24 protein-coding genes are annotated in these 22,210 nt (G+C 56.0%); 6 read left to right on the top strand and 18 right to left on the bottom strand.

Going from position 1 to position 22,210, the window contains the following annotated elements; translation table 11 throughout:
* Positions 1-65 precede the first annotated feature (65 nt).
* Positions 66-1,130, top strand: a complete 1,065-nt coding sequence (locus ACSC94_RS06850) for a hypothetical protein (protein ID WP_435640103.1) — start codon at positions 66-68, stop codon at positions 1,128-1,130.
* 103 nt (positions 1,131-1,233) lie between these two features.
* Positions 1,234-2,295, top strand: coding sequence for a hypothetical protein (locus tag ACSC94_RS06855; protein ID WP_435640104.1), 1,062 nt, complete (start codon positions 1,234-1,236; stop codon positions 2,293-2,295).
* A gap of 21 nt (positions 2,296-2,316) precedes the next feature.
* Here ACSC94_RS06855 and ACSC94_RS06860 read toward each other — a convergent pair whose 3' ends face one another.
* Positions 2,317-3,792, bottom strand: coding sequence for an NADP-dependent isocitrate dehydrogenase (locus tag ACSC94_RS06860; RefSeq protein WP_435640105.1), 1,476 nt, complete (start codon positions 3,790-3,792; stop codon positions 2,317-2,319).
* Positions 3,786-5,126, bottom strand: a complete 1,341-nt coding sequence (gene nhaA / locus ACSC94_RS06865) for a Na+/H+ antiporter NhaA (RefSeq protein WP_435640106.1) — start codon at positions 5,124-5,126, stop codon at positions 3,786-3,788. Before nhaA ends, ACSC94_RS06860 begins: the two co-directional genes overlap by 7 nt.
* A gap of 128 nt (positions 5,127-5,254) precedes the next feature.
* On the opposite strand from nhaA, the gene deoA reads away from it, so the two are divergent.
* The 3 genes from deoA to ACSC94_RS06880 all read left to right on the top strand — a co-directional run bounded on the left by deoA (position 5,255) and on the right by ACSC94_RS06880 (position 7,980).
* Positions 5,255-6,583, top strand: a complete 1,329-nt coding sequence (gene deoA, locus ACSC94_RS06870) for a thymidine phosphorylase (RefSeq protein ID WP_435640107.1) — start codon at positions 5,255-5,257, stop codon at positions 6,581-6,583.
* Position 6,584: 1 nt separating this feature from the next.
* On the top strand, positions 6,585-7,487 hold the full coding sequence (locus ACSC94_RS06875) for a DMT family transporter (protein ID WP_435640108.1): 903 nt from the start codon (positions 6,585-6,587) through the stop codon (positions 7,485-7,487).
* 265 nt (positions 7,488-7,752) lie between these two features.
* Positions 7,753-7,980 (top strand): hypothetical protein, encoded by a 228-nt coding sequence (locus tag ACSC94_RS06880; RefSeq protein WP_435640109.1) that lies wholly within the window; start codon positions 7,753-7,755, stop codon positions 7,978-7,980.
* Between the two features lie 9 nt (positions 7,981-7,989).
* Here the strand turns inward: ACSC94_RS06880 and ACSC94_RS06885 are convergent, their stop codons facing one another.
* The 12 genes from ACSC94_RS06885 to ACSC94_RS06940 all read right to left on the bottom strand — a co-directional run bounded on the left by ACSC94_RS06885 (position 7,990) and on the right by ACSC94_RS06940 (position 18,318).
* Positions 7,990-8,565, bottom strand: coding sequence for a 3TM-type holin (locus ACSC94_RS06885; RefSeq protein WP_435640110.1), 576 nt, complete (start codon positions 8,563-8,565; stop codon positions 7,990-7,992).
* A 10-nt stretch (positions 8,566-8,575) separates the two neighbouring features.
* On the bottom strand, positions 8,576-9,061 hold the full coding sequence (locus ACSC94_RS06890; protein WP_435640111.1) for a cell wall hydrolase: 486 nt from the start codon (positions 9,059-9,061) through the stop codon (positions 8,576-8,578).
* 1 nt (position 9,062) lies between these two features.
* Positions 9,063-9,386, bottom strand: a complete 324-nt coding sequence (locus tag ACSC94_RS06895) for a hypothetical protein (RefSeq protein ID WP_435640112.1) — start codon at positions 9,384-9,386, stop codon at positions 9,063-9,065.
* Positions 9,387-9,391: 5 nt separating this feature from the next.
* Positions 9,392-10,873, bottom strand: a complete 1,482-nt coding sequence (gene terL, locus ACSC94_RS06900) for a phage terminase large subunit (protein WP_435640113.1) — start codon at positions 10,871-10,873, stop codon at positions 9,392-9,394.
* On the bottom strand, positions 10,870-11,196 hold the full coding sequence (locus tag ACSC94_RS06905; protein WP_435640114.1) for a hypothetical protein: 327 nt from the start codon (positions 11,194-11,196) through the stop codon (positions 10,870-10,872). Before ACSC94_RS06905 ends, terL begins: the two co-directional genes overlap by 4 nt.
* Positions 11,197-11,220: 24 nt before the next feature.
* Positions 11,221-13,248 carry a glycosyl hydrolase family 28-related protein gene (locus ACSC94_RS06910; protein WP_435640115.1) on the bottom strand — a complete coding sequence of 676 codons (2,028 nt, stop codon included), beginning with the start codon at positions 13,246-13,248 and terminating at the stop codon, positions 11,221-11,223.
* Positions 13,249-13,327: 79 nt separating this feature from the next.
* On the bottom strand, positions 13,328-13,834 hold the full coding sequence (locus ACSC94_RS06915; protein ID WP_435640116.1) for a septal ring lytic transglycosylase RlpA family protein: 507 nt from the start codon (positions 13,832-13,834) through the stop codon (positions 13,328-13,330).
* A 166-nt stretch (positions 13,835-14,000) separates the two neighbouring features.
* Complete coding sequence (locus tag ACSC94_RS06920; protein ID WP_435640117.1) at positions 14,001-14,522, bottom strand: transporter; 522 nt, start codon at positions 14,520-14,522, stop codon at positions 14,001-14,003.
* Complete coding sequence (locus tag ACSC94_RS06925) at positions 14,522-16,423, bottom strand: hypothetical protein (RefSeq protein WP_435640118.1); 1,902 nt, start codon at positions 16,421-16,423, stop codon at positions 14,522-14,524. Before ACSC94_RS06925 ends, ACSC94_RS06920 begins: the two co-directional genes overlap by 1 nt.
* Positions 16,420-16,992, bottom strand: a complete 573-nt coding sequence (locus ACSC94_RS06930) for a hypothetical protein (RefSeq protein WP_435640119.1) — start codon at positions 16,990-16,992, stop codon at positions 16,420-16,422. The genes ACSC94_RS06925 and ACSC94_RS06930 overlap by 4 nt, the downstream gene beginning before the upstream one ends.
* Positions 16,993-17,208: 216 nt before the next feature.
* Positions 17,209-17,454 carry a hypothetical protein gene (locus tag ACSC94_RS06935; RefSeq protein WP_435640120.1) on the bottom strand — a complete coding sequence of 82 codons (246 nt, stop codon included), beginning with the start codon at positions 17,452-17,454 and terminating at the stop codon, positions 17,209-17,211.
* 36 nt (positions 17,455-17,490) lie between these two features.
* Positions 17,491-18,318 (bottom strand): phage capsid protein, encoded by an 828-nt coding sequence (locus ACSC94_RS06940; RefSeq protein ID WP_435640121.1) that lies wholly within the window; start codon positions 18,316-18,318, stop codon positions 17,491-17,493.
* Positions 18,319-18,806: 488 nt separating this feature from the next.
* Between ACSC94_RS06940 and ACSC94_RS06945 the strand changes: the two genes are divergently transcribed.
* Positions 18,807-19,190, top strand: a complete 384-nt coding sequence (locus ACSC94_RS06945; protein ID WP_435640122.1) for a PilZ domain-containing protein — start codon at positions 18,807-18,809, stop codon at positions 19,188-19,190.
* A 100-nt stretch (positions 19,191-19,290) separates the two neighbouring features.
* On the opposite strand, the gene ACSC94_RS06950 is transcribed toward ACSC94_RS06945, so the two are convergent.
* From ACSC94_RS06950 to ACSC94_RS06965, 4 genes are read right to left on the bottom strand one after another with little or no spacing between them, the layout of a single operon-like run.
* Positions 19,291-20,067 (bottom strand): capsid assembly protein, encoded by a 777-nt coding sequence (locus ACSC94_RS06950; RefSeq protein WP_435640123.1) that lies wholly within the window; start codon positions 20,065-20,067, stop codon positions 19,291-19,293.
* Between the two features lie 33 nt (positions 20,068-20,100).
* Positions 20,101-20,367 (bottom strand): hypothetical protein, encoded by a 267-nt coding sequence (locus ACSC94_RS06955; RefSeq protein ID WP_236619888.1) that lies wholly within the window; start codon positions 20,365-20,367, stop codon positions 20,101-20,103.
* Complete coding sequence (locus ACSC94_RS06960; protein WP_435640124.1) at positions 20,327-21,931, bottom strand: portal protein; 1,605 nt, start codon at positions 21,929-21,931, stop codon at positions 20,327-20,329. The genes ACSC94_RS06955 and ACSC94_RS06960 overlap by 41 nt, the downstream gene beginning before the upstream one ends.
* Positions 21,931-22,194 carry a hypothetical protein gene (locus ACSC94_RS06965; protein ID WP_015468094.1) on the bottom strand — a complete coding sequence of 88 codons (264 nt, stop codon included), beginning with the start codon at positions 22,192-22,194 and terminating at the stop codon, positions 21,931-21,933. The genes ACSC94_RS06960 and ACSC94_RS06965 overlap by 1 nt, the downstream gene beginning before the upstream one ends.
* Between the last annotated feature and the right edge of the window lie 16 nt (positions 22,195-22,210).

Raw genomic sequence — 22,210 nt, forward strand, 5'->3', positions numbered from 1 at the left:
CATAACATCAACTGCACATCATAAAAATAATAATCAAGATTCTCGAACAGGGATCACGCCGCCACATGATGAATCAAAACGCCGCCTTGCCATCCCATGGGGATGGCGACAACACCCGGTTTTTGTCTTCAACCTTTCACAGCCACCTGCCCGCGTTGCGGGCCCGGTTTGACCGCTATAATCGCATCCACAAATCCGGCACACCGGATGAAAAACTGGATTTGATTCAAGAATTGCGCGATTACATTTTTGCCGAGGAAGAAAAAATCCTCTTCCCCAATGGCAATGCACCCGAGGGCGTGATGTGGCAAACCCCGGTGGACGAATCCCGCTACAGCGCTGAAATCCACCTGCTGCACAAACTCTGCGCCGATTTTGAATATACGGGTGAATACCGCCTGAAAATGCGGGAAATTGCCAATAATATCGCCGTCGCCATGGCCGCCGACAAGGATATGCAATTCGCCCAGCATAATTGGAACGCCATGGATATGGCGCAAAAGAAAGTCGTTCTGCGCAAGGCCCAGAAAATTCACGCTCAGGTTCAACAACTGGACAGTGTCAAAACCGGCCAGAATATCAGCGTGATTTTCAACAACGAGGCCCGTGCCCTGCCCGACGGGCAACATAACCCGCAATTCAGTTATGCCTCGCACAGCGACAGCCTGCACAGCATTTTCAACAGCAAGGCCCTCGGCTGGATGTTCGGCACACCGGACAGTCTGATCAATTACAACACCCATCCGGATAACAGCTTTATGCGCGGCGGCTTCGCCACGGCGCTCAGCGCCATGCACCATGAACAACAACACGCCTTCCAATCCGCTATGGCGCTGGCCTATTTCGAAAAACGCATCGATCCGGCCAGCCCGTATTACAAGGACGCGGAATTGCTCTATCGCCTGCGCGCCCATGACTGCTACGTCCCGCCCTCGATCTACAGCGTCTATCGCAAGCAAGCACTGGAACGCGACACGTTTGATTTCCAGTATTTGATGGAAACGCATTTGCGCCGTCCCTTTCCCGGCTCCGGCTGGGCCAAAGACCCCAGTCAGGCCCGCGCCCATGGCGATGCGCTGGATGGCTTCTTTGGCCGAATCCGCAAATGGTTCCGCGGCCCCGAAGCATAAAAACACATAATATTTCAATGAATTAAGGGGCGGTCACAGAATGTTTGACCGCCCCTTTTTATTGTCATAATATGCACCTGTACTTTAGCGCAGGGTCCGCCTTATGCACGCAAACGACAACGAGTCAGACGATCCCCTCTCCCGGCTGGTGACCCTGCTCGCCCGCCGCATGCGCACCATGTCGACCGCTGACATCCTCCTGTTCGAAGAACAGATCAATATCATCAAGAATGGCGATGACCGCAGCCGGATCGGGCTGGCGAGAATGCTGGTCCATAAAATCCTGCACGCCGAACGGGATCGGCTGGCCGCCAGAGATATTCCGTTTACGCCCAACACCTATGTCCGCGAAGACTATTACCCGCTGGAAATCACCCTGATCCGCGCGACGATGGATAAATTTCAGTTATCTGATGATTATAAACGCAAAATGACCATGGCCGCGAATGACGTCGCCGGTGCCATGGCCCGCAGCAAGACATTGCAATATGCCCAGCGCCACTGGCCCACAATGAAAGAGGACCAGAAAATCCGCGCCCTGAAAATCGTGCAGCATTTGCATCAAAAACACCAAACGCTGGATGATTTCCGTTGCGGTTCATTAACGGATTTGTTTTTCGCCCATGAACCCTGCATCAAACCGAACGGACAGGATAATCCGCATTTCTTTCTGGCCACGCATCGATCCGGGTTTAACCGTGTGTTTAACAACGCATCCGGGTCCCGTTTCGCAACGGCGATGGACCGTGTCGGTTCAAAAATTGATTACAACACACATAACGATAATTACTATTTTATGCGTAGCTTTGCCGCCGCTGCCGGGGCCATGCACCATGAACAACAGCATGTATTCCAAAACGCGCTGGCCATGGCCTTCCATGACAAGATGATCGATCAACACCACCCGCATTACAACGATGCCCGGGTTTTGCATCTTCTGACCAAGGAAGAATGCTATATGCCCGGCAATATCATCTCGCTCTATCGCACACAGGCGATTGAGGATGATGCCTTTGCCTTTCAAACCGCCATGACCCGCCGCCTGTACCGCCCGTTTAGCCAAGGGGTGTGGGCCGATGACCCGCAGCAATGCGACGCCTATAAAAACAGCGGCTGCGCCCTGTTCAAAAAATTAAAGGCGCGGATTTTTGGCCCGCGCCCCTAATTCATCTATCTTGCCAAAAATTTACTCACCTTGCGCGGCGGTGAAGCCCGGTTTCCCATCAAAATTATAAAGGTTTTCAACCTTGATAAAATCAATGTTGGCGGCATCGAATTTTGCCAGCAACGCCATAATGACATCGTGCTTGATTCCGCTGGTGCTCATAAACCGCAAACGCCAATGGTCGGAACAGAATGTTTCCGGTTGCCCGTCGGGCCACACTTTGGTCCCGCGGTTGGCAATGGATTCCATGGCCAAACCGTTATCATTCACGCCCAGCGCCAGAATACGATCGGCCAGACCGTTCGGATCGCATTGATCGATATTCACGAACACATCAACGCCGACCAGTTTTTTCTCCTGCGTCACGCGTGGCTTCAACGGCGGCAGAACCATGCCCCCGGCTGCCCCAATCACCGGCGCACCGTAATCAACCGGGCGTAACTTATCCGGTGTGGCTCCAATGCGTTCGATCACAGCCTTGGAGAACCCATCGGTGCCGACTTTCTCAATCGACTTGCCCAGACGGTAAATATCGCCCGTGTGAATGCCATCCTCGATGGTTTTCAGCCAGGCGTTATGCACGCGTGTGGCAATGTCCTTCTGGCCAATATGGACCAGCATCATCACCGCACCGAGCAACAGACCCGACGGGTTGGCAATGCCCTTGCCCGCAATATCCGGGGCGGACCCGTGAATGGCTTCGAACATCGCACATTGCGTGCCCACGTTGGATGACCCACCCAGGCCGACCGATCCCGTCACTTCCGCCGCGATATCGGAAATAATATCGCCGTACAGGTTTTCGGTCACGATCACGTCGAACATATGCGGCTGCACCGCCACCTTGGCGGAGCCGATATCGATGATCATGTGGCTTTGTTCAATATCCGGATATTCCGCGCCAATTTCATCGAAGGTGCGGTGGAACAATCCATCCGCCATCTTCATGATGTTGTCCTTGGACATACAGGTGACTTTCTTCCGGCCATTGGCGCGCGCATATTCAAACGCATAGCGAACGATCCGTTCCGAACCCGGGCGGCTGATGATTTTGACCGATTCAACCACGTCCTGCGTATGGCGGTATTCGATACCACCATACAAATCTTCCTCGTTCTCACGCACGATCACCAAATCCATCGTCGGATGGTTGGTTTCAACATACGGGGCATAGGATACGCACGGGCGCACGTTGGCGAACAGACCCAGCGATTTCCGTACCGTCACGTTCAGGCTTTTAAAGCCCCCGCCCTGCGGCGTCGTGATCGGGGATTTCAGGAAGACCTTGGTCCGACGCAGGGAATCCCACGCGGAATCTTCAATCCCGCTTTTGATGCCGCTTTTATAGACCGCTTCGCCGATTGCGATTTCTTCAATCGCCAGCGCCGCGCCCGCAGCATCCAGAATTTTCAACGTCGCATCCATGATCTCCGGGCCGATACCATCGCCCCGCGCCACTGTGATGGGAATCAGATTCGATTTACTTGTACTTACCATTTGGATTGGCCCTTTCGTTTGCCAAAGAGAAAATCAACCTGTTGCGTCATGCGATTGCGCAAGGACTCGTCCGGCTTATCACGCCAATCGGGGCGCATATTGGTCGGACCATAGCGCAGGATGCAATACCCCAGCGCCGCTGCCGCAATCGACCCCATCAAGACACCCAGACGGACCACCGCCTGCATATGCACATCGTGATAGGCCAGCCCGCCGATAAACAGCGACATGGTGAAACCAATCCCGCAAATGACCGACACGCCATAAAGCTGGGTCCAGTTGGCATTATGCGGTTTGGGTGATAAGCCGGTTTTGACCGCCAGAACGATCATGCCGAAAATACCAATCTGTTTACCGACCAACAGGCCCAACGCGATCCCCAGCGTCACCGGGTCAACCAGCGCGTCAACGCCCATCCCGGCAAACGGCACGCCCGCATTGGCAAAACCAAACAACGGCAACACCAAAAACGCGACCCACGGGTGCAAATTATGCTCCAGCATCTTGGCCGGGGATTTGCCGGGGTTTTTCTTGCCATGCAGGGGAATAAACATGGCCGCAATCACACCGGCCAACGTCGCATGAATGCCCGATTGCAAAACCGCAATCCACAAAACGAACGTGAGCAGGATATAAGGCGCGATGCGCAGAACATTGCGGCGGTTCAAAACAAACAACCCCACCAACGCCGCCGCCGCGAAATAAAGCGGTTCCGGGTTGAACCCGTGCGAATAGAAAATGGCGATAATGATAATCGCCCCCAAATCGTCAATCACCGCCACCGCGGTCAGCAGGATTTTCAACGAAATCGGAATGCGATTCCCCACCAGCGTCAGAATGCACAACGCAAAGGCAATATCGGTCGCCGACGGAATGGCCCATCCGGCCAGATTTTCGGGCGATCCTTGGTTGATGAACCAGAAAATGGCCGCCGGAACCGCCATCCCGCCAAAGGCGGCCAACGCCGGAAGCAAGGCCCGGTCCCGGCTGGATAACTCACCCTCCAGAAACTCGCGCTTAATCTCCAACCCGATCAGGAAGAAGAAAATCGCCATCAACCCATCATTGATCCACAGCAGGACGGATTTTTGCAGCGCAAGGTTATACCCCTCCGCCGTCGAAAACCCGATGGTGAATTTCACATTGTTTAATATGTGGTCATACAGACCGCTCAACGGCGAGTTGGCGATGATCAGCGCCAAAATGGACGCACAGATCAAAACGATCCCGCCCGCCGCTTCCAACCGGAAAAAATCCCGCATCATCACGACAATGGATTTGCCATTTTCGGTATCGAGGTCGTGATTCCCGTGATTGGAATGGTGTGATGCCATTGGCCTGCCTGAAACTCTTGGGTAAGATTATGGATATTGATGACAAAGCGGTGAAAACCCGCTAAATCTTGGAACCACAAGATACCGTATTTTTCGCCCATTGGGCAGAGCCAACAGGACATCATCGCATGCTGACTCAGGAAATCATCATCGCCCGCCGTCAGGCCCAACCGCTAGGCGAGGCCGAAATTGGCCAATTTGTCCGCGGCATCGTCGATGGGTCGGTGGGCGAAGGGCAAATTGCCGCCTTCTGCATGGCCACGTGCCTGAACCCGATGGATGTTGCGGAACGCGTCGCCCTGACCCGCGCCATGGCCACATCGGGCATTACGCTGGACTGGTCCGACCAATCGCTGGATGGCCCGGTGCTGGATAAACATTCCACTGGTGGCGTTGGCGATAAAGTTTCATTGATGCTGGCCCCGATCGTCGCGGCCTGTGGCGGGTTTGTACCGATGCTGTCGGGTCGCGGGCTGGGCCATACCGGCGGCACGCTGGATAAAATGGATTCCATTCCCGGCTATGTCAGCCAGCCGCCGCTGGATAAAATCCGCAAGGTGGTCAAAAACCAAGGCTGCGCCATCATCGGTGCGACGAAGGATCTGGCCCCCGCCGACCGCACCATGTATGCCGTACGTGATGTCACCGGCACGGTGGAAAGCCTCGACCTGATTACTGCCTCCATCCTGTCGAAAAAAATGGCTGCTGGGCTTGATGGTCTGGTGATGGATGTGAAATTCGGCTCCGGTGCATTTATGGAAGATTATAACGACGCCCACGCCCTGGCGGAATCTATCGTCGGTGTTGCCAATGGCGGCGGCCTGCCCTGCACCGCGTTGATGACCGATATGGATCAGGTTCTGGGCCGCACGGCGGGCAACGCGATTGAAGTGCGCGAGGCGATTGAATTTCTGCGCAATGAAAATATTGATCAACGCCTGTACGATGTCACCATCGAACTCTCGGCTGAATTGATCCTGCTGGGGAAACTGGCCGATACGATCGAAGAAGCGCGCGCGAAATGCATCGAGAATTTAAAGAATGGCCGCGCCGCGCATTTCTTTGAACGCATGGTCGACGCGCTTGGCGGACCGTCCGACATTATCGATCGGTTCGACAAACATATGAAACTGGCCCCGATTGAACATGCCGTGTACCCGGATCATGGCGGCGTGGTGCAATCCATCAATGTGCGCCAGATTGGCTACGCCGTGATTGAACTGGATGGGGGCCGCCGTCTGGTTACCGATAAAATCGACCACGGCACGGGTATGGCCGCCATGGCCGCCATCGGTGAACGTGTGGGCCGCGACGCCGCCCCGCTCTGCGTCATCGTCGGCCGGGACGAAGCCAAAATCAAACGCGCCGAAGAAATTATCAAACGCGCCTACACAATCGCGCCATCCGGTGAAGCCGTTTCATCCGGCCCGGCCATTCGTGAACGGATTACACTCTGATATGAACACCACACATGATCATTTCCGCACCAACCTGTCCGCGATTGGTGCGGGGGTTCTGGGCTGGGCGTTTTTCTCGCTGGTCGATACCACCGCCAAATGGCTGTCACAGGATTATGCGGCGGCGCAGATTGTGTTCGTCTCCTCCGCCATCGGGGCCATCATTTGCGGGCTTTGGATTATCGTGCAACATGGCTGGCGCGGGTTTGTGCCCGCGCAATGGAAACTCTACACCGCGCGCGGTGTGCTGATGGCCATTAACGCCTATTGCATCATTCTGGCGCTGAAACATATTTCACTGGCGGATTTTTATGGCGTCGTCTTCCTGTCCCCTTTGATCGTCACAATGCTGGCGATGGTGATTTTAAAGGAACGGGTGGGCATTCACCGCATCGCGGCGATTGTGATTGGGTTTGTCGGTGTCATCGTTCTGGCCGGACCGCAATTTTCCGACAATAATATCGGCCTGATCATGGCGTTCATCGCCACCTGCCTGACCAGCATGGGGGCGATTATTGTGCGCAAAATCGGCCCCGGCGCACGCGCCATCCACCATGCGTTCTTCCCGTTTATTGCGGGTGCCATTATTTATGCCCCCATGGTGATCTGGGGTGAACCGATGCAAATGCCAACCACGGCGCTGGACATCACCCTGTTCCTCGCGCTGGCGCCGCTCTCATTTCTGGGGTTCCTGTTTTATGCGTCGGCATTTTCACGCGTCTCTGAAACCGCCATCGTGGCACCGTTCCATTACACCCAAATGATCTGGGGTGTCCTTTTGGGGTATGCCCTGTTCAATCAATTGCCGACATCGTCCACAATCGTCGGATCGGTGATCATCGCATGCGCAGGGTTATATGTGATATGGCGCGAACATATCCATTATAAACAACACCTTACGTGAAACTTACAAGCATTTTGCAAAGCCGAATGCGTCATTATTCGCATTTTGCGCGCAAAATGCTATGCGCCACCTATCCTTTCGATCAGAGCAATAATGGGCTCATTTCAAAGGAATATCAGTATATTTGAATGTAAGAAGTTTCTTAATTCAAGCACATAGCCTTTGTATACATCTCACCCAAGGGATAGTTCCCACCCATCTAGCACAAGACTTGCAATACATCAGACAAGATAAGAGCCCCCTTACGCTTGATCTGGAGTACAACATGAGTAATGAGAAAAATAATACGCCGCAGAATGCGGATCTCTTCGCTGGTCTGCGTGTCTTGCGCGATATCGGATTGCGCCTGACGCCCGAACAACCCACAACGTTCATGTGCGATGCCGGCGTTGCCGTCAGCGATCTGGACCCCGATACAGTGCGTCGCGTTTACTACGCCATGCTGCAAGCAGCTGCCCGCGCACCGTTGTGCGGGGAAGCCAGCCTGCATTAAACGAACCTGCTATTCATTGACCTTATAACTCTGTCGCGTCTGTGCAGAAGGCACAAATGCGGCAGAGTTTTGAGCTTTTTGATCGGTGGAGCGCGGCGCAATCGTGCGCTTCTCCTCGCTGCGCTTGTACACGTAAATCCCCAGAACCGATAATCCCACCATCCAGATGGTGCCCAGCGATTCCATGGATTGCAGGACGATATCCGCCTGCGCCGTTTCAAACACGATGACATAGGCCAGCGCCAGCATCTGCGCCGCCCAGGTCAACGCCATCAAATACCCGAATGTGGGCCGCATGCGCCGCACATACGCGTCACTGGACGCCACCTCGGCCCGCAGGGATTCATTCACCTGCTGGTACGCCGCCACGTTTTCCTGCGCCGCCACTTCGGCCATTTTTTCGGCATGACGGTTGGCCTCGGCCATCTGTTCGGGCGTGATCTGGCCCATGCTGAGCGCATCACTCACCTGCCCCAGCGATTTCGACGCGACCTGCGCCGCTGGATGTTTGATGGTGCCGAGCGCCTCGGACACGATACTGGCCAGAACGGGCAGGCCCATTTGTAAAAGAACGGGTGAAACCATGGCTATGCTCCTACATCACGCGGTAAAAAATATGGCGGCCAATGACCGCCAGTGGTTTTTCGCCCCGCGTCCATGGTGGCGTAATGCCTGCCGCATGGTAATGGGTGGCTCCATGCGTTGGATCATCCAGAACCCCCGCCACCGCCCGCCGCGCAATGCGCACGGCCGTGGCGAAATGGATGTCGGTTTCCATCACCCCCATCACTTTGACCCGGTTGGGGTCATTATCGTTCCAGCAACTGAATTGATACGGTTTCTGGCACACGCCAATAATGGTATTGCCCCACCAGAATTTTCCGCCATGCGCCTCTGCCACTTTCACACGGTTGATAATCACGGCGGCCACGGCCTGCATCCCGACACTGCCCTCGCCGCGCGCTTCACCCCACAACGTGCGCGCCAGAATATCCACCGCCGCATCCTCATCAATACTGCCCAGAATGGTTTTGGTTGTTTTTGGCGTTTTGCTTTCCTGTGGTTTTAAAAATCGGACCATGTTATCGCTCCTTCCGCGCGTTCAGCGCCTCTGTTTTCAATGCGGTTGCATCCAGTTTCGATTCAATCCGCAATAAATGCCCCACCAGCCGGGATTCCAGCTCCCGCATCTCCGTCACCGACGCATAGGTTTTGGCGACTTCCAGCTTGAACGCCGCCAACCCTTCGCGCATCTGGCTGTGGCGTGTATCAATCAAATCGCGCAAATGCCGTTCGGCGTTTTCCGATTCATTGCGGATATGCCAGATCAGCCAGAACATCCCGCCCATAACGGGAATTTGAATGACGGTCACCCACCAATTCATATCAAATGCAAAATCATCCATGTCCTTTACACCTCAAATTCTGTGCGGGCTTCGTGTGTTATTCCGCCCCCGCGCCATGTCGGGCCGCCGGATACGGGCACCAGCCGCTGCAACCGCACGGGTTGCAACGACAACGCCCCCGCCACGGCATCCAGCCCGTCATCCGCCCCGTTATCGCGCGTGGGCGTCCAATCCTGCATCTCGGTCAGGAACGGTGTTTTCCACACATCGCCATGCACGCGCAGCAACCGCGCCGCCATCACGGTTTCAAACGATTCCAGAATACGGATATTTTTGGGCCGGGTGCTGGAATGTTCCACCACCGCGCACGGCACGCGCCCCTTGGCCAATTCCCGCCGCAAAATCGCGGGCAGGAAACGGCCAATGCCATTAATTTCAATCGTCACCGCCGGAACGTGAAACCGTTTCACGGCCTCGACCACGGCGCGGGATTGCGCGGTGGCTTCGTCCTCCGTTGCGCCATCACAATTCATGTACAGAACGTGGTGCAGGTATAAATTTCCATCCGTATCCGTAAACACGATGGCCAGAACGGATCGGTCCCCGCCACTGCGCCCGAACGCCGGGTCCCAATAGGCCGCGCACGACACCATGCGCGCCGCACCGATATGCAATTGCCGTAATTCCGGCGAAAAAACCGCATCATCCCCATAGCGAACCAACCGCGCCGGGTCCAATCGCCCTTCGGCAATATTGACGGGCTCCAGCATCATCTGGCTGCGGAAGCGGTTTTCACCTGTGGCGGCCCGCATGCGGGCAATATCATGCGCGCTGTAGCGCTCCGGCCATGCGCTGTGGCCATCGCGGTCCAGAACGGGAATTTTCAAGCGGCGGAACCCATCCAGAAACGGGCGCGCTTCGCCAATTTCGCTCCGCGCCTTGTCCGCATAGATCGTGAACCAGCTATGCGGTGTGCCGACATACAACATTGTACCGCCGGGCGTCAGGATAAAATCCATCTCCGCCAGACGGTCGCGCAAATCACGCCGCTTATCCGCCGTGTCGCATGTATTCGGAACCTCGACGTCATCACAGATAATCACATCGGCCCGGCTGCCCGTGGCGTTCGCGGTAATGCCCGCCGCCACCATGGATGGATCACGCAATTCCATCGCGCGGTTGACCGTGAATCGGTCCGCGCCCCATTGATCCGCGTTCTTGGGCTTCAAATTCTGCGTCAGCGGGTGGCGTTCAATAATCCGGCGGACATTGCGCACCATGCGCCGCGCCAGCGATGTTTCTGCCGCCACGACCAAAATACGCAAATCCGGATTGGTGTAGAGCAACCACGCCGCAAACAACCCCACCAACGTGCTTTTGCCACATGACCGAAAAGCCATTAATAACAATCGCTTATCACCCGCACGCCACGCCGATTCCAACCATGTGGCCATGAACAAATGCACCGACGGCGTGGCCAGTCCCTGACGCTGGTTCCACAAAACGACGAACAGGCGAAAGGCCATGGGGTTGGTTTTTTGAATCATTCTGCGTCCTCCCTCTCGCCTTCATCTTCGCCAAATTTTTCGTGATAATCGGCCAATTCGCTTTCCGCGTTTTTGACCATGGCGGCCAGATCGTCATGGCCATCATCCGCACTGGGCAAATCCGCCCATCGCGCCAGTTTGATCAACAGGTCGATATGCGCAATCGCGACCTTGCACGCATTGTGATACTCCTTAAACGCCTTGATATCCGTTGGCACATTTTCGCCGGAAAATGCGTGATAGGAATTGAGCGCCCGCGCCAGCGCATCAGGTAAAAAAATGGCGACGCGCCCACGCGCATCGCCTGTCATGTCACTCGTCATTCTTGTTACGCCTTCCCTAGGGTCTTAGGTGAATTTTGACACGATATACCATTGCGACCCGTTCGATGTGACCGTGATCGCGTCATATTGGCCTGATAATGGCTGGGTGTATTGATCCGGCCCCGATCCGCCTTGCTCACTGACCATCACGGCATTGGCGGAACTATCGACCTTTTTAATGGTCACGCTTCGCCCCACGGCCTGCGCCGCGTTGGCGGGCGGCAGGCGGGCGGTCAGCACCCCGCCATAGCTGGACAACAGATACACATCCACCGCCATATCAATGTCATACGTCCCCGACCCGTCATAATACCGGGTGTTCCCCGCCATGCGGTTCGATGAAATGATCGACCAGGCCGCGCCGTTGGAAATCATTTCCGCATAATCATACCGGCCACCCAATTGCAATGTCGTGCCATCCGGCCCCGCGCCGTCATCTTCGCCAATGGTGACGATGTTGGATGTGTCATCCAGTTTTTTGACCACCATCACCACCCCCGGCGCATCACCCGCATTGGGCAAATCCACCCGAATGGCCCCGCTGGTCGCATTGACCAGATGGACGGAATGCGACAGATCAAGCTGCGTCGTGCCCGGCGTATCAATAAATTCGGTATCATGGCGCAGCAACGTGGCCTTCAAATCCGTCACGCTGGTTTTGCGCAGACGGTTTTTATCCGGCCATCCGGCATTCACCGCGTCGTAATTCCCGCCGGACAGATCATAAATCGCCGCCCCGTCGCTCTGCGCCGATAAATTGATGATGGCGGTTTCTTCCGATCCCGCGTCAATCTGCACGTTTGGCACGCCGTTATTCGATTCCGTGAACAGATTGACCAGCAAGGTCTTGTTGCTGCCCGCGCCCATGCGCACGCACGCCGCCGCCGTGCCCTTCACATTGGCTTCGCAATCGACAAAACTGTTGTTGAACGATCCATGTTCGACATAAACCCCGGCCCCCGTAATATCCGTGCCCAACGAATACACGCGGCAGGATTGGAACCGGTTGGCATTCGGCGTATCCCCCGCCCCCGACAGCGCCAGATGAATGCCATGCGTGCCCGGTTGCGCCACCAGAACGCGGGTGAAATTGTTCCAGTAACACGGCTTGTTGGTATCGCTGCCGCCATCCAGTTGCAGACCGATATTGGACAGCCAGATGGTCACATCCGCCACAGCGTTTTGCACGCACGGCCCATCCACCCCGATCAGGCGCAGCCCCACACTGCCCCCTTCAATCCGCAGATGCTGGATATTCGTGTACCCGGCCGGGCACTCCACAGCGACAAAGCTATTATTGATCGCCTGAATGACCGATTTCTGCCCCGCCCCAATCAGGCTTTTGCGGTTTTTCACCTGCACGGTGTTGCTGATCAAATAGGTGCCGGACGGCACAAACACATAATCATGCGCGGCCAGCGCGTTTTGAAAGGCCAGCGTGTCATCCGCCAGACCATCGCCCACGGCCCCGAAATCTTTTACGGACACCAGATCGCCGAGCTTGTCCGCACTGCTGCGCGTTTCCGCCCCCGTGCCCGTCGCCGTGAAATCCGGCGCAGCCATGGACCCTTCCAGTGACACCGCAACCGGGTCACCATCTTCGTTAAAACCCAAAGCACGGTTGGCCCGCTGCGCGCGTGATGGCAATGTAATATCGCCCGGTGTTTCGTGGTCGCCATAGCGCAACATCTGCCCCTGCATCCGGTCCACCTGCTGCAGGCCCGCCATCAGCATATCCAGTTCCGTATTGATGGCGCGGGCGGAAAAATCGCCGCCTTCGATAAAATCGGTCAGACGTTCCAACGGTAAACGGCGCTCCAGCGTGACGATCACACCGCTGGCCGGGGCCGTATCAAACACCACCGTGCCGCCATCCGTATTCCCCGCACCATTGACGGTGAAACCATAGGCTTGCGCCGCCCCGTTCAGCGACACCACCATGTCTTCGGATGCAAACAGGGGGAAATCATAGGTGAATGTATCCTGCACCCCGTCGGCGGTGCTGCGGACAATCGGTTCAATGGCGGGAATTTTAATGTGGTCGGAGGGCATAGTTCGTCCTTTCTCAAATTTTTGGCACAAAAAAACCCGCCACAAAGGGCGGGTTTTTAAAAATCGTGTTTTAAATGGCTCAGGCGTTGGTCGTCGGCTTCTGCCCCGGAACAACAGGCTCACTCTGTTCACACATCACGGTAATGGCCACGTCGCCGACACCCTGATGATCCATATCCAGCGCCTTTGCGGCGGCCAGGGACAGATCGATAACGCGTTTGCCAATATACGGGCCACGGTCATTGATGCGAACGATAACGGTTTCACCATTATCCTTGTTGGTCACCTTTACCATTGTATCCATCGGCAAAGTGCGATGGGCGGCGGTCAACTCGTTCATGTTGTAAATTTCGCCGCTGGATGTTTTACGGCCATGGAACCCAGGACCATACCAAGATGCAACACCGTTCTGTGCGGTACCAACCTGAATTTCAGGACGGCAGAAGCCAGGGGCGTTTTCGGATTTCTGGGCCAGAACGTCACCGGCGGCCAGCATACCCAGCATCAGAAAACAAATCGGCAAAACGATTGCAAAACGTTTTTGTGTGCAGATTGTTTTCACAGTTTCTAACAGTCGATAAATCATTACTCCGTGCTCGCTGTTGTTAACGATGGCGGTGTTATAGATGATTTATCTCAAATGCCGCAAGTTAACCCGTCAAAAGCATGGTATTCCAAAGCGTTAGCATGCTTCGAAAAGTGTTAATTTCCGGGCCTTTTTGAATATTAACCCCCTATCCCCACCCAAAGGGTTACAACAACATTGTGTCCAGTTTTTGCCGTTCTTGCAGTTGTGTGCGCTGTAAAACGTTGATGCGATTGCGGTCGGCAATATCCAGATCAATCGCCTGATTGCGCAGCCCATCAAGCTTCTCACGCGTCTGTCGTTCCTGATCACTCTCTTCAAACATGCCGAGAAGAACCGCTTCGCCGGACCCATCCATCGCGGACAATCCCGATGCACCGTATTGCACTTTCTGTCGCGCCATCGCGCGTTTCAAGGCGGCGCGGCGCGCTGTTTCCGTGCTTTGCGCATCGGCAGAAATTTTCTGACGCTCCAACCCGGCTTGCTCTTCGGCTTTTTGCAGGCCGGCATTCTGCGCCTCGATCAATTGGCGCATGGCCAATTCCTGTTCCCGACGCAGCGCATCTTTCTGATCGGAATCGCCCAGCAATGTTTTGGCCGCGTTATAGCCCGAATAAATCGAGTTGATGCTGCCGGCCATGTTGCCAAACTGGCCCAGAACCTTAACGGCGGAGGAAAGCGTTCCCATTAGTCATTCACCTTCATTTCAGTTGTTACAGACAAAAGCGTAAACGGCAAAGCCGCCGATTGTTCAATCCGCCACAGCGGATTGGCCCCGGTTGTATTCCAGCCGATGGCCCGAACCGATACATCCCGGCTGACCAACGGCGGCGGCCCATCCGGCGGGTCAATATCCCCGACATGACGCAACGGAATATCACGCAAGCCTCGCCCCACATCCAGCCGCAGGGCCGATGTGTCCTGCAGACGGAAAATGGCCTCGATCAAACGCACCGCCCGCCCGGCCCCGGCCTCCGCAACGGCGGATGGGGGCAAGGGTTCGACAATATGTGTGTAGGGCAAACCGATGACGACGGAACTGGCCGGTTCATCCAACGTGATTTCCCCGTCGATCACCGTGCGCGGGTCATGCAAAATACCATCGGCGACAATAGACACTTCGCGCCCATCCAGATGCTCCAGCCCCGCCCATGTATCGGTCGGGGTTTCGGATTCACCGTTCAATGCGGCATCCAGAAACAATTCATCATCAAATTCTTCGATATGAATGGCCTCGCCCCGATTGACCAGCGCGTAAACATTTTCCCCCACCACCGCAACAGACAGGATTTGCCCGTCCGTTTCCAGCAAGGTCCACGCCGCCACGGCTTCGGCCCGATACACAGTCAACGTGGCGATTTTTCCATCCGCCCGCACCATAAACAGCAAACGGCGGTTGGCATCAAAATCCTGATCAATCGGATCGTTAATCAAATGCCGGGACAGCAAAGCCAGATCGGTCGCCTGATAGGCCTGTTCAATATCGGTGTAAATAAATTCCCGCACTTCTTTCTTGTTCCGGGCGATGAACAGCGTCGCGCCATCCACACTGACCGGCGGCACATGGCGGTTGGTCAAGGACCCGATGCGGGTCTGGCGCTTTAACTGCACATTTGTCGGCGTCAACGGATCGCCCGTGACCATCCATTCCGCACCAGATGTAAACACCTGCAAATGCCGCCCGGAAAACAGGCCACGAATGGCGTTCACCTGATCCGACAGGATGGCAAATTCAATCGCCTCGTCATCCAGCCCTGTACCCGTGTCGAAATTAAACAAATCCCCGGATTTTGAAAACCACAACCGGTTGGGCAGATCGCGGCTACCGCCCAGGACCAGACGATCCTGGTGGAAGGCCACATTGGCGGGATAGCCGCGCACGGCGCTGAACGCCTGTTCCATCCAATCAATGGTCGCGTTGGTGTTGGGCAATGTTTCAACCACGGTTGCCGTCACCACCGTGGGGGAGTTAAAGGCAGTTATATCCACCTCTTTCCCCGCCACGCGCAGGCGCGTGTTTTCATGGTCTTCGGTAAACACGCTGGCCGATGCGGTCAGGGTGATGGTTCCGGTGGTGGCCGATGGTGTCAACGTGACCGTGACATCGGCATATTTATAATAAGGCTGGAATTTCACCCCGTCATCGTCAACGAAGAACGCCCAGTCATTCAAACTGAACGTTCCCCCCACCCCGCGCACCAGTTTCATGGGCGTCAGGTCCGGGTGAACGATCAACAGCGTATCCGCACTCTGCGTCCATGCGACATTGGCAATCTGGTCCTCATCCCACGGCGCGGACAGGCTTTGTAAAAACCCGCCATCGGCATAAATATCCAGTTGCCCATCACTCAGGCACAGCAGATAAGTTTGTTCCGTGTTAAATTCAAACGCGATCAAACGCCCCGTCCCCGCCGCGACATCAATATGGCGCAAGCCCGCCCGGCGGGTCACACCGCCCGTGGGTTGAATAAAGACATTGGTCAAGGACAACGCCCCGTTATCATAGGCGCGCAAATCACCACGCCCCATCAGGCTGCGCGATACTTCACCGGCGGTGAAGGTGGTTTTTACGTTGCGAATACGGCTCATGAATTCCTCACATCGATCAGGCTGAAATCTTCAATGCGGTTGGGGGAGTCCTGCTGGGCGTCAATCTGGCGCGCGCGCTGGAATTCACCATCGGCCAGACGGAACATCGCCTCGGCCCGGGAGGTGTTTTCGGTGACCGGGATGCAAAATTCCGCACTCAATCGCGCGATCAGAGCCGCGTCGAAATACGGCGGAAATTCTTCTTCCTCTGGTCGGAAAATATAGGTCAGCAGAACCGAATCCGAATTGGCCTGCAACCGCCCGCGGGCAATGCGGTAATTCAAACCCCGCCCGCGCCCCGCCGTTCCGGCGGACAGTGCGCGCAGATAATCGGACGGCAAGTGGAACGCATGGGCATAATCCGCCACCGGGGCGGTCACATCGGGGTTCAGGACCACCTGCCCCGTGGCAAAGCTCCAGCCATAGGCGGACAGCAACGCATCCCGCACAGGCCCAAACAAGGCCCCGGCAATATCGGATTCGGCGGTGCCATCCAGAAACGATGTAATCGGTGCCGCGCCCAGGCGGATCAGCGCCCGGCTGCACAGGGCAATATCGGAAAGAGCCATTTGAAAGCCTGCCTTCAATCATAAAATGTGGAATGTAAAAAAATGGGGCCATGCCCCGCCGGATTGAATGAAAAACACACAATCCGGCGGGGGGACCCGATACCGATGAACATGGACGTCGCCCGTCATACGCATGAATCGACCAGAGGAACCAGAACAGTCGATTACCACGCGGATCCGCGCAAGCCCGCCATCACGGCAACCGGCTACACAGCCTTAGCTGTACAGCGCGATCGTCACGGCGCCGCCGCTGTTCCCGGTGACGATATAAAACTTCGTCGCCGGGGTTCCGTCGGTATCAAGATTGGCGATGATCAGATCATTCACACGCATCATATCCGACGCGTTGTTCAGATAGCCACCGCCTGTAACCACGCCGGATGCATCCACGGTGGTGTAGTGCCACAACGTGAAATTATTGGCATAGGCCAGAACGCTTAAGTCGCTTGCTTTGAAAGCCATTGTTTTTGTCCTTCTTCTTTAAGGTTGCACAGACGATTACGGGGTTTCGTCACATTCGATGACAACGACGCCGTTGCCATCAATCAGGGACGCGCCTTGGCTCATCATGTTGTTGACGAAATGCGCCGCACGGTCGCCGTGCCACGTAATATCCGTCTGAACATCCGAACCCGACGCATGACCGATGGCCGTTTTGTGGAACCAGAAGCAGGACCGCACGCCCGTGCCATCAATCGGCAAACCGGAATGCGGAATAAACAACGTCCCCAAGAAGCGTTTCGCCTGAATCCCACGGAACGGCAAATCCTCGGTACCGACATAATCGGCACTGGTGAATTCGTCGGTGGCCAGCAATTCGCTCCATTGCTTGTAACCAACAACGGCATAACGCTCGCCATCATCCGGAACATCGGCTTCGCCCAATTGTTCGAAAGCCTCCAGAATTTTGGCGATCGACATGCCGGCGCCTGCGTCCGGCACCACGTTGATGCTGGCCGTGGCCAAGGCGTTGATGATCAGCTCGTCCGTTTTACGGCCCAGCGCATAGGCACCGGCATTGGCAATCACCTGACGCTCGTCGATGTTGGTTTTCAGTTCGTCCAGACGGTCGACCCAGTCACCGGCATAATAATCCTGCAACGCGGTTTCCACCGTGGAATGGGACAGGTTCATGACCGGAACCATGCCGTGGGTGGATTTGGTCGACGCCACGCCCTTGCCGACTTTTTGGAAGACGGTGCTGGAGCCTTGGACATTGGAGATGGTGCGCACGGTGTTCCGCAGTTTGGAGCCCATACGCTGGTAGGATTCATGCACTTCGCGTTCGAATTGCTTGATAAAGGCTTGGTCAATGGATGTGGCCATGACATTTCCTCGTTCTGTATGTTGTTGATGAAAAACACATTGTGAAAACCGGGGGCGGTTGTCGTTCGTCACGGCCACAAAAGAAAACCCGGTGGGAACACCCAAAAAAACCATGGCGACGGGCGGCACGCATACCGCAACCGTTGTCCGTCACCACGAAGTTTCAAAGGGGGATCAAAACCGTCATGCCCCGCGGCCCAAGAGCAAGCCCTGACCGCGGACGCAATGAGGGCGTCGACAGGAGTTAATTTAGGATTAAATTCCTAAGTTGTCAATCTCTATTTTTAAAACTGGCAATTTATTTTTTGAAAATTATATAAGGGTGTGAAAGACTGGGACTGGGCATAAAAAAACAAACAATCCTTCCCGCCCGTCTTTTTCTTGCATGCGGCAATAGAGGTCTGATATCAACCACGTTACGGAAATAATTTCCGTACAAAAGGGTCGCGCTCCTGTGTGTTTTTGCGCGCCCGATGGAGAGTTAGAGCATGCTGAATATCCTTCTCGCTGGCCTGCGCGCCAATGGCAGCAATGATGCCGCCGAAACACGCCGCCGCTACCCCCGCCGTCACGCCGACCGTTGCGTCGCCAGCGTGAACGGGAAAATTTTCCCGGTTGAAAACTGGAGCTTCGGCGGATTGCAAATCATGGCCGATGAACGCCTGTTCGGGATTGATCAATCCGTCGCCATGGTTTTGAAATTCAAACTGCGCAACACGATCGTTGATATCGATGTGCATGGCACCGTCATCCGCAAAACCGCCGACCATGTCGGTATTGAATTCGAACCGCTGAGCCAGACCATCCGCCGCGCGTTCCAGCAAGTGATTGATGATCACGTTGCCGCCGAATTCGCCAATTCTCAAATCTGATTGGCCTGTAAAATAATCAAATCCCCTCCACCATACGGCGGAGGGGATTTTTTTATGGGCCAAGCCATACCCCATGCAAAGAGAGCGGCCCATATTCGATTTATTCAGTTCCGCCATAAATACGTTGGAACCCTTGGGTGACCTGCGCAATTGTGGACGGGTCACGGTCGCGCCAGTATTTCGGGTCGCGCATCATGGACCGCAGGGCGTTTTCATCGGTGCCCAGACCGGATGTGTCCTTGCCGCCCACCTGGTCAAACGCGGATTCACCGCCCTGCATCATGCGATACAGCGCCATGACGCCTTCGAAACTGGACGACAGATTGCTCAGCACATCCGGCGGCAGGTTTTTGCGGCCATAGGACAAAAGCTGGCGTGAAATTTCGGCCCAGCGTTCCGGCCCGCCAAAGGCAGAGATCAAACGGTCAACCTCGCGGTCGGCCTTGAACTCCTCGGCAATCTCCAAAATCATCGGCACCATTTTCTCGGCGGCCAGATCGTACACCATCTGCACCTGATCCGGCGTGAAGCCGCGTTCATGCATACGCTTGTTCAAATCCGCATCCGCCGTGAACAGGCCATGATCGCAACGCACATTATACGCATCCGGCGTATCCGGCACGCCCAGCGCACGGTGGATACGGCTGCGGTCTTCGCCCTCGCCCGGCATGGCGATCATGGTGGAGAGTTTTTTCTCCAGCGCCAGATAGGATTGCACCAACGCCTCAACCCGCACCGCGCGTTTTTCGGCGTCCCAGAATTTATCGGGCAGGCCCGCCGGACGCGCGGGGTCAGTGGCAGAGGCGTTCATCGCACCTGCACTCTCCGCATTCATTTTGGATTCGTCTTCGGGGGTCAGTAAATTATCAACACTCATTGTCTTTCTCCTTCTTTCATTAAAAATTTTCAATTAACGACTTGAACGGCCACGATCGACCATGCGCATGACCGAGGCGACCAGCGCCCTCTGCCCCTCGGCATAGCGCAGATGCGTGTCGCTGATATCCGGACCATGGGCGCGGGCGAAGGTCATCACCTGCAAATGGGCCAGAACTTTTTTCCCGTCATCGCTGGAAAAACAGCGCGCGAACAGGCGGTCGATATCCTGTTGCGTCATTGCCGGGGCCTCATCACCTCTAGAAAACAGATGCGGCGGCACGGGCAGATGCTTCGTCATTGGCAAGAAGTTCATCGTTCAAAATCTCCATATCAAGGGTGGGTTGGGCTGGCGACATCGGTTGGACGTCGTTCAGGATCAGGTCAGACGGCACGCCCAGCGCATCGCCCAGGAACCGCGCGGCCTGTGGCAGGTTGACGGCGGCCAAGGCCTCCGGCCCCATGGCTTGCACCGCCTGCAACCAGCTGAGCGTATTCTGGACGTTGCGCTGCCCCTGTGCCCGGGCGAGCGGTGAGCGGTAATCCAGCGTGACCAGACGGCCATCAATCGCAATATCCGGCACCTCACCCCGGCGGCGCAGGATGGCGAAGGCGCGCATAATCAGCGGCGTCATCAATTCCGTCTGCAACCGGCCATAGGTCGCCCCGAGCAGCAGGGCCATTTCGCCGGAGCGTTCCAAAACTTCCGTCGCGGTCATGCGGCGATCGGAAATTTGGCCCAGTCGGTCGGTCAGAAGGGCGTGGCGGATGCGGGCGCGCAGATCATCCAGAACCAGTTGCGAAATATCGAACCGCCCCGGCATTTCCAACGGCTTCAGCCCCTGTGACCCCACCGCCTTCGGAATAATCACGCCGGGTTTCAATTCGATGTTGGCGGGGTTGAGAACGCCATCATCATCCGCCTGCCAAATTCCGGTCACGGCGATGGTGGCATTTTTCAAGATCAGCTCGACCACCTTGTTCGCGGTTTTAATATCGGGCAACGATTTCATCACCGGCGACCGGCCATAAATTTCCCCCGGCGATTTCAACCAACGGAAAGCGATCATCGGCGTATCCGCCATGCGTGATTGTTTCAATATTGTCGCGTTACTGCCCGCAGATTGCAGCGTGGCCTGTAATGCATATCCGCCACGCCCATCGGGCAGGATGGATTCCAGAACCGGGAACCGGGCCTGGGCGTCGCGTTCACCACTGCGGATCACATCGGCGGGCAATTCCGCCAGCGGATAGCGTTCACGCAATTGCGCCAATGTCATGTTCACTTCGCGGTACAGGCCGTTCAGGTAGCCATCGGCCCCCTCCTCCAGCACCAATTGGTGCAAGGGCACCGCCGTAAAGCGGAAGGCGGAGAATGACCCCGGAGGCGCTTCCTCCACAAACAGGCACGCCGTTCCGCCGACGATCAAATCGAGGAAGCATTGATGAATTTCAACAATGAAGTTGGAGCGGTCCAGATGCGCCTGAATCGTCCGTGCCGCTTTTTCCAGCGCCGGGGCCAGACGTTCGGCATCACTCGCGCTAAGATCCGGGCCGGGTTTCAGGCCGAACCATTGCGTCCATGGCGGGGTCAGATTGCCCAGCAAGCTGGCCGCCAATTGTTCGACACAATCCAGCGCCGTGGCATCATAAAGACGATCCATGCGCGTATCACCGGGGCGAATGCCGCCGCCGAAACCCTGACGTTGCGGCAAAGCGTAATCATACGCATCCTGCCACAACGATTCCCATTGCGACCGGCGTGATTTCGCCGCGTTAAAACGTTGCAGCAACGCATCACGCGCCGTGGCATCCATCACCGTAGACGGTTTCGCGGCATCCAGAACAAAATTCGCAACCATCATTATTCTCCCAACAAGGTTTTGCGTTGCGGGGTGTCCCCTTGGGACAACAAGCCGCGGAAACCCGTCGTAATCGTGCTGAGCCGCCCGCGCCCGCGTTCCAGCAGGCTGGCCGCGCGTTGAGCGGACCGTGTTTCATCATCGGTCGGCGTGGTCGTTCCGGTATCCGTCCCCGTTCCCGTAGAGGGTGTGGTGGTCGGGGTCGGCGTATAGACCGGTACATATTGGACAGACGGCGTCTTCGGACGCGAAGCAAAGCTTCCCATCGTGTTCTCCTTCGAT

It is taken from the genome of Micavibrio aeruginosavorus (assembly GCF_051245535.1).
Classification (GTDB): domain Bacteria; phylum Pseudomonadota; class Alphaproteobacteria; order Micavibrionales; family Micavibrionaceae; genus Micavibrio; species Micavibrio aeruginosavorus_D.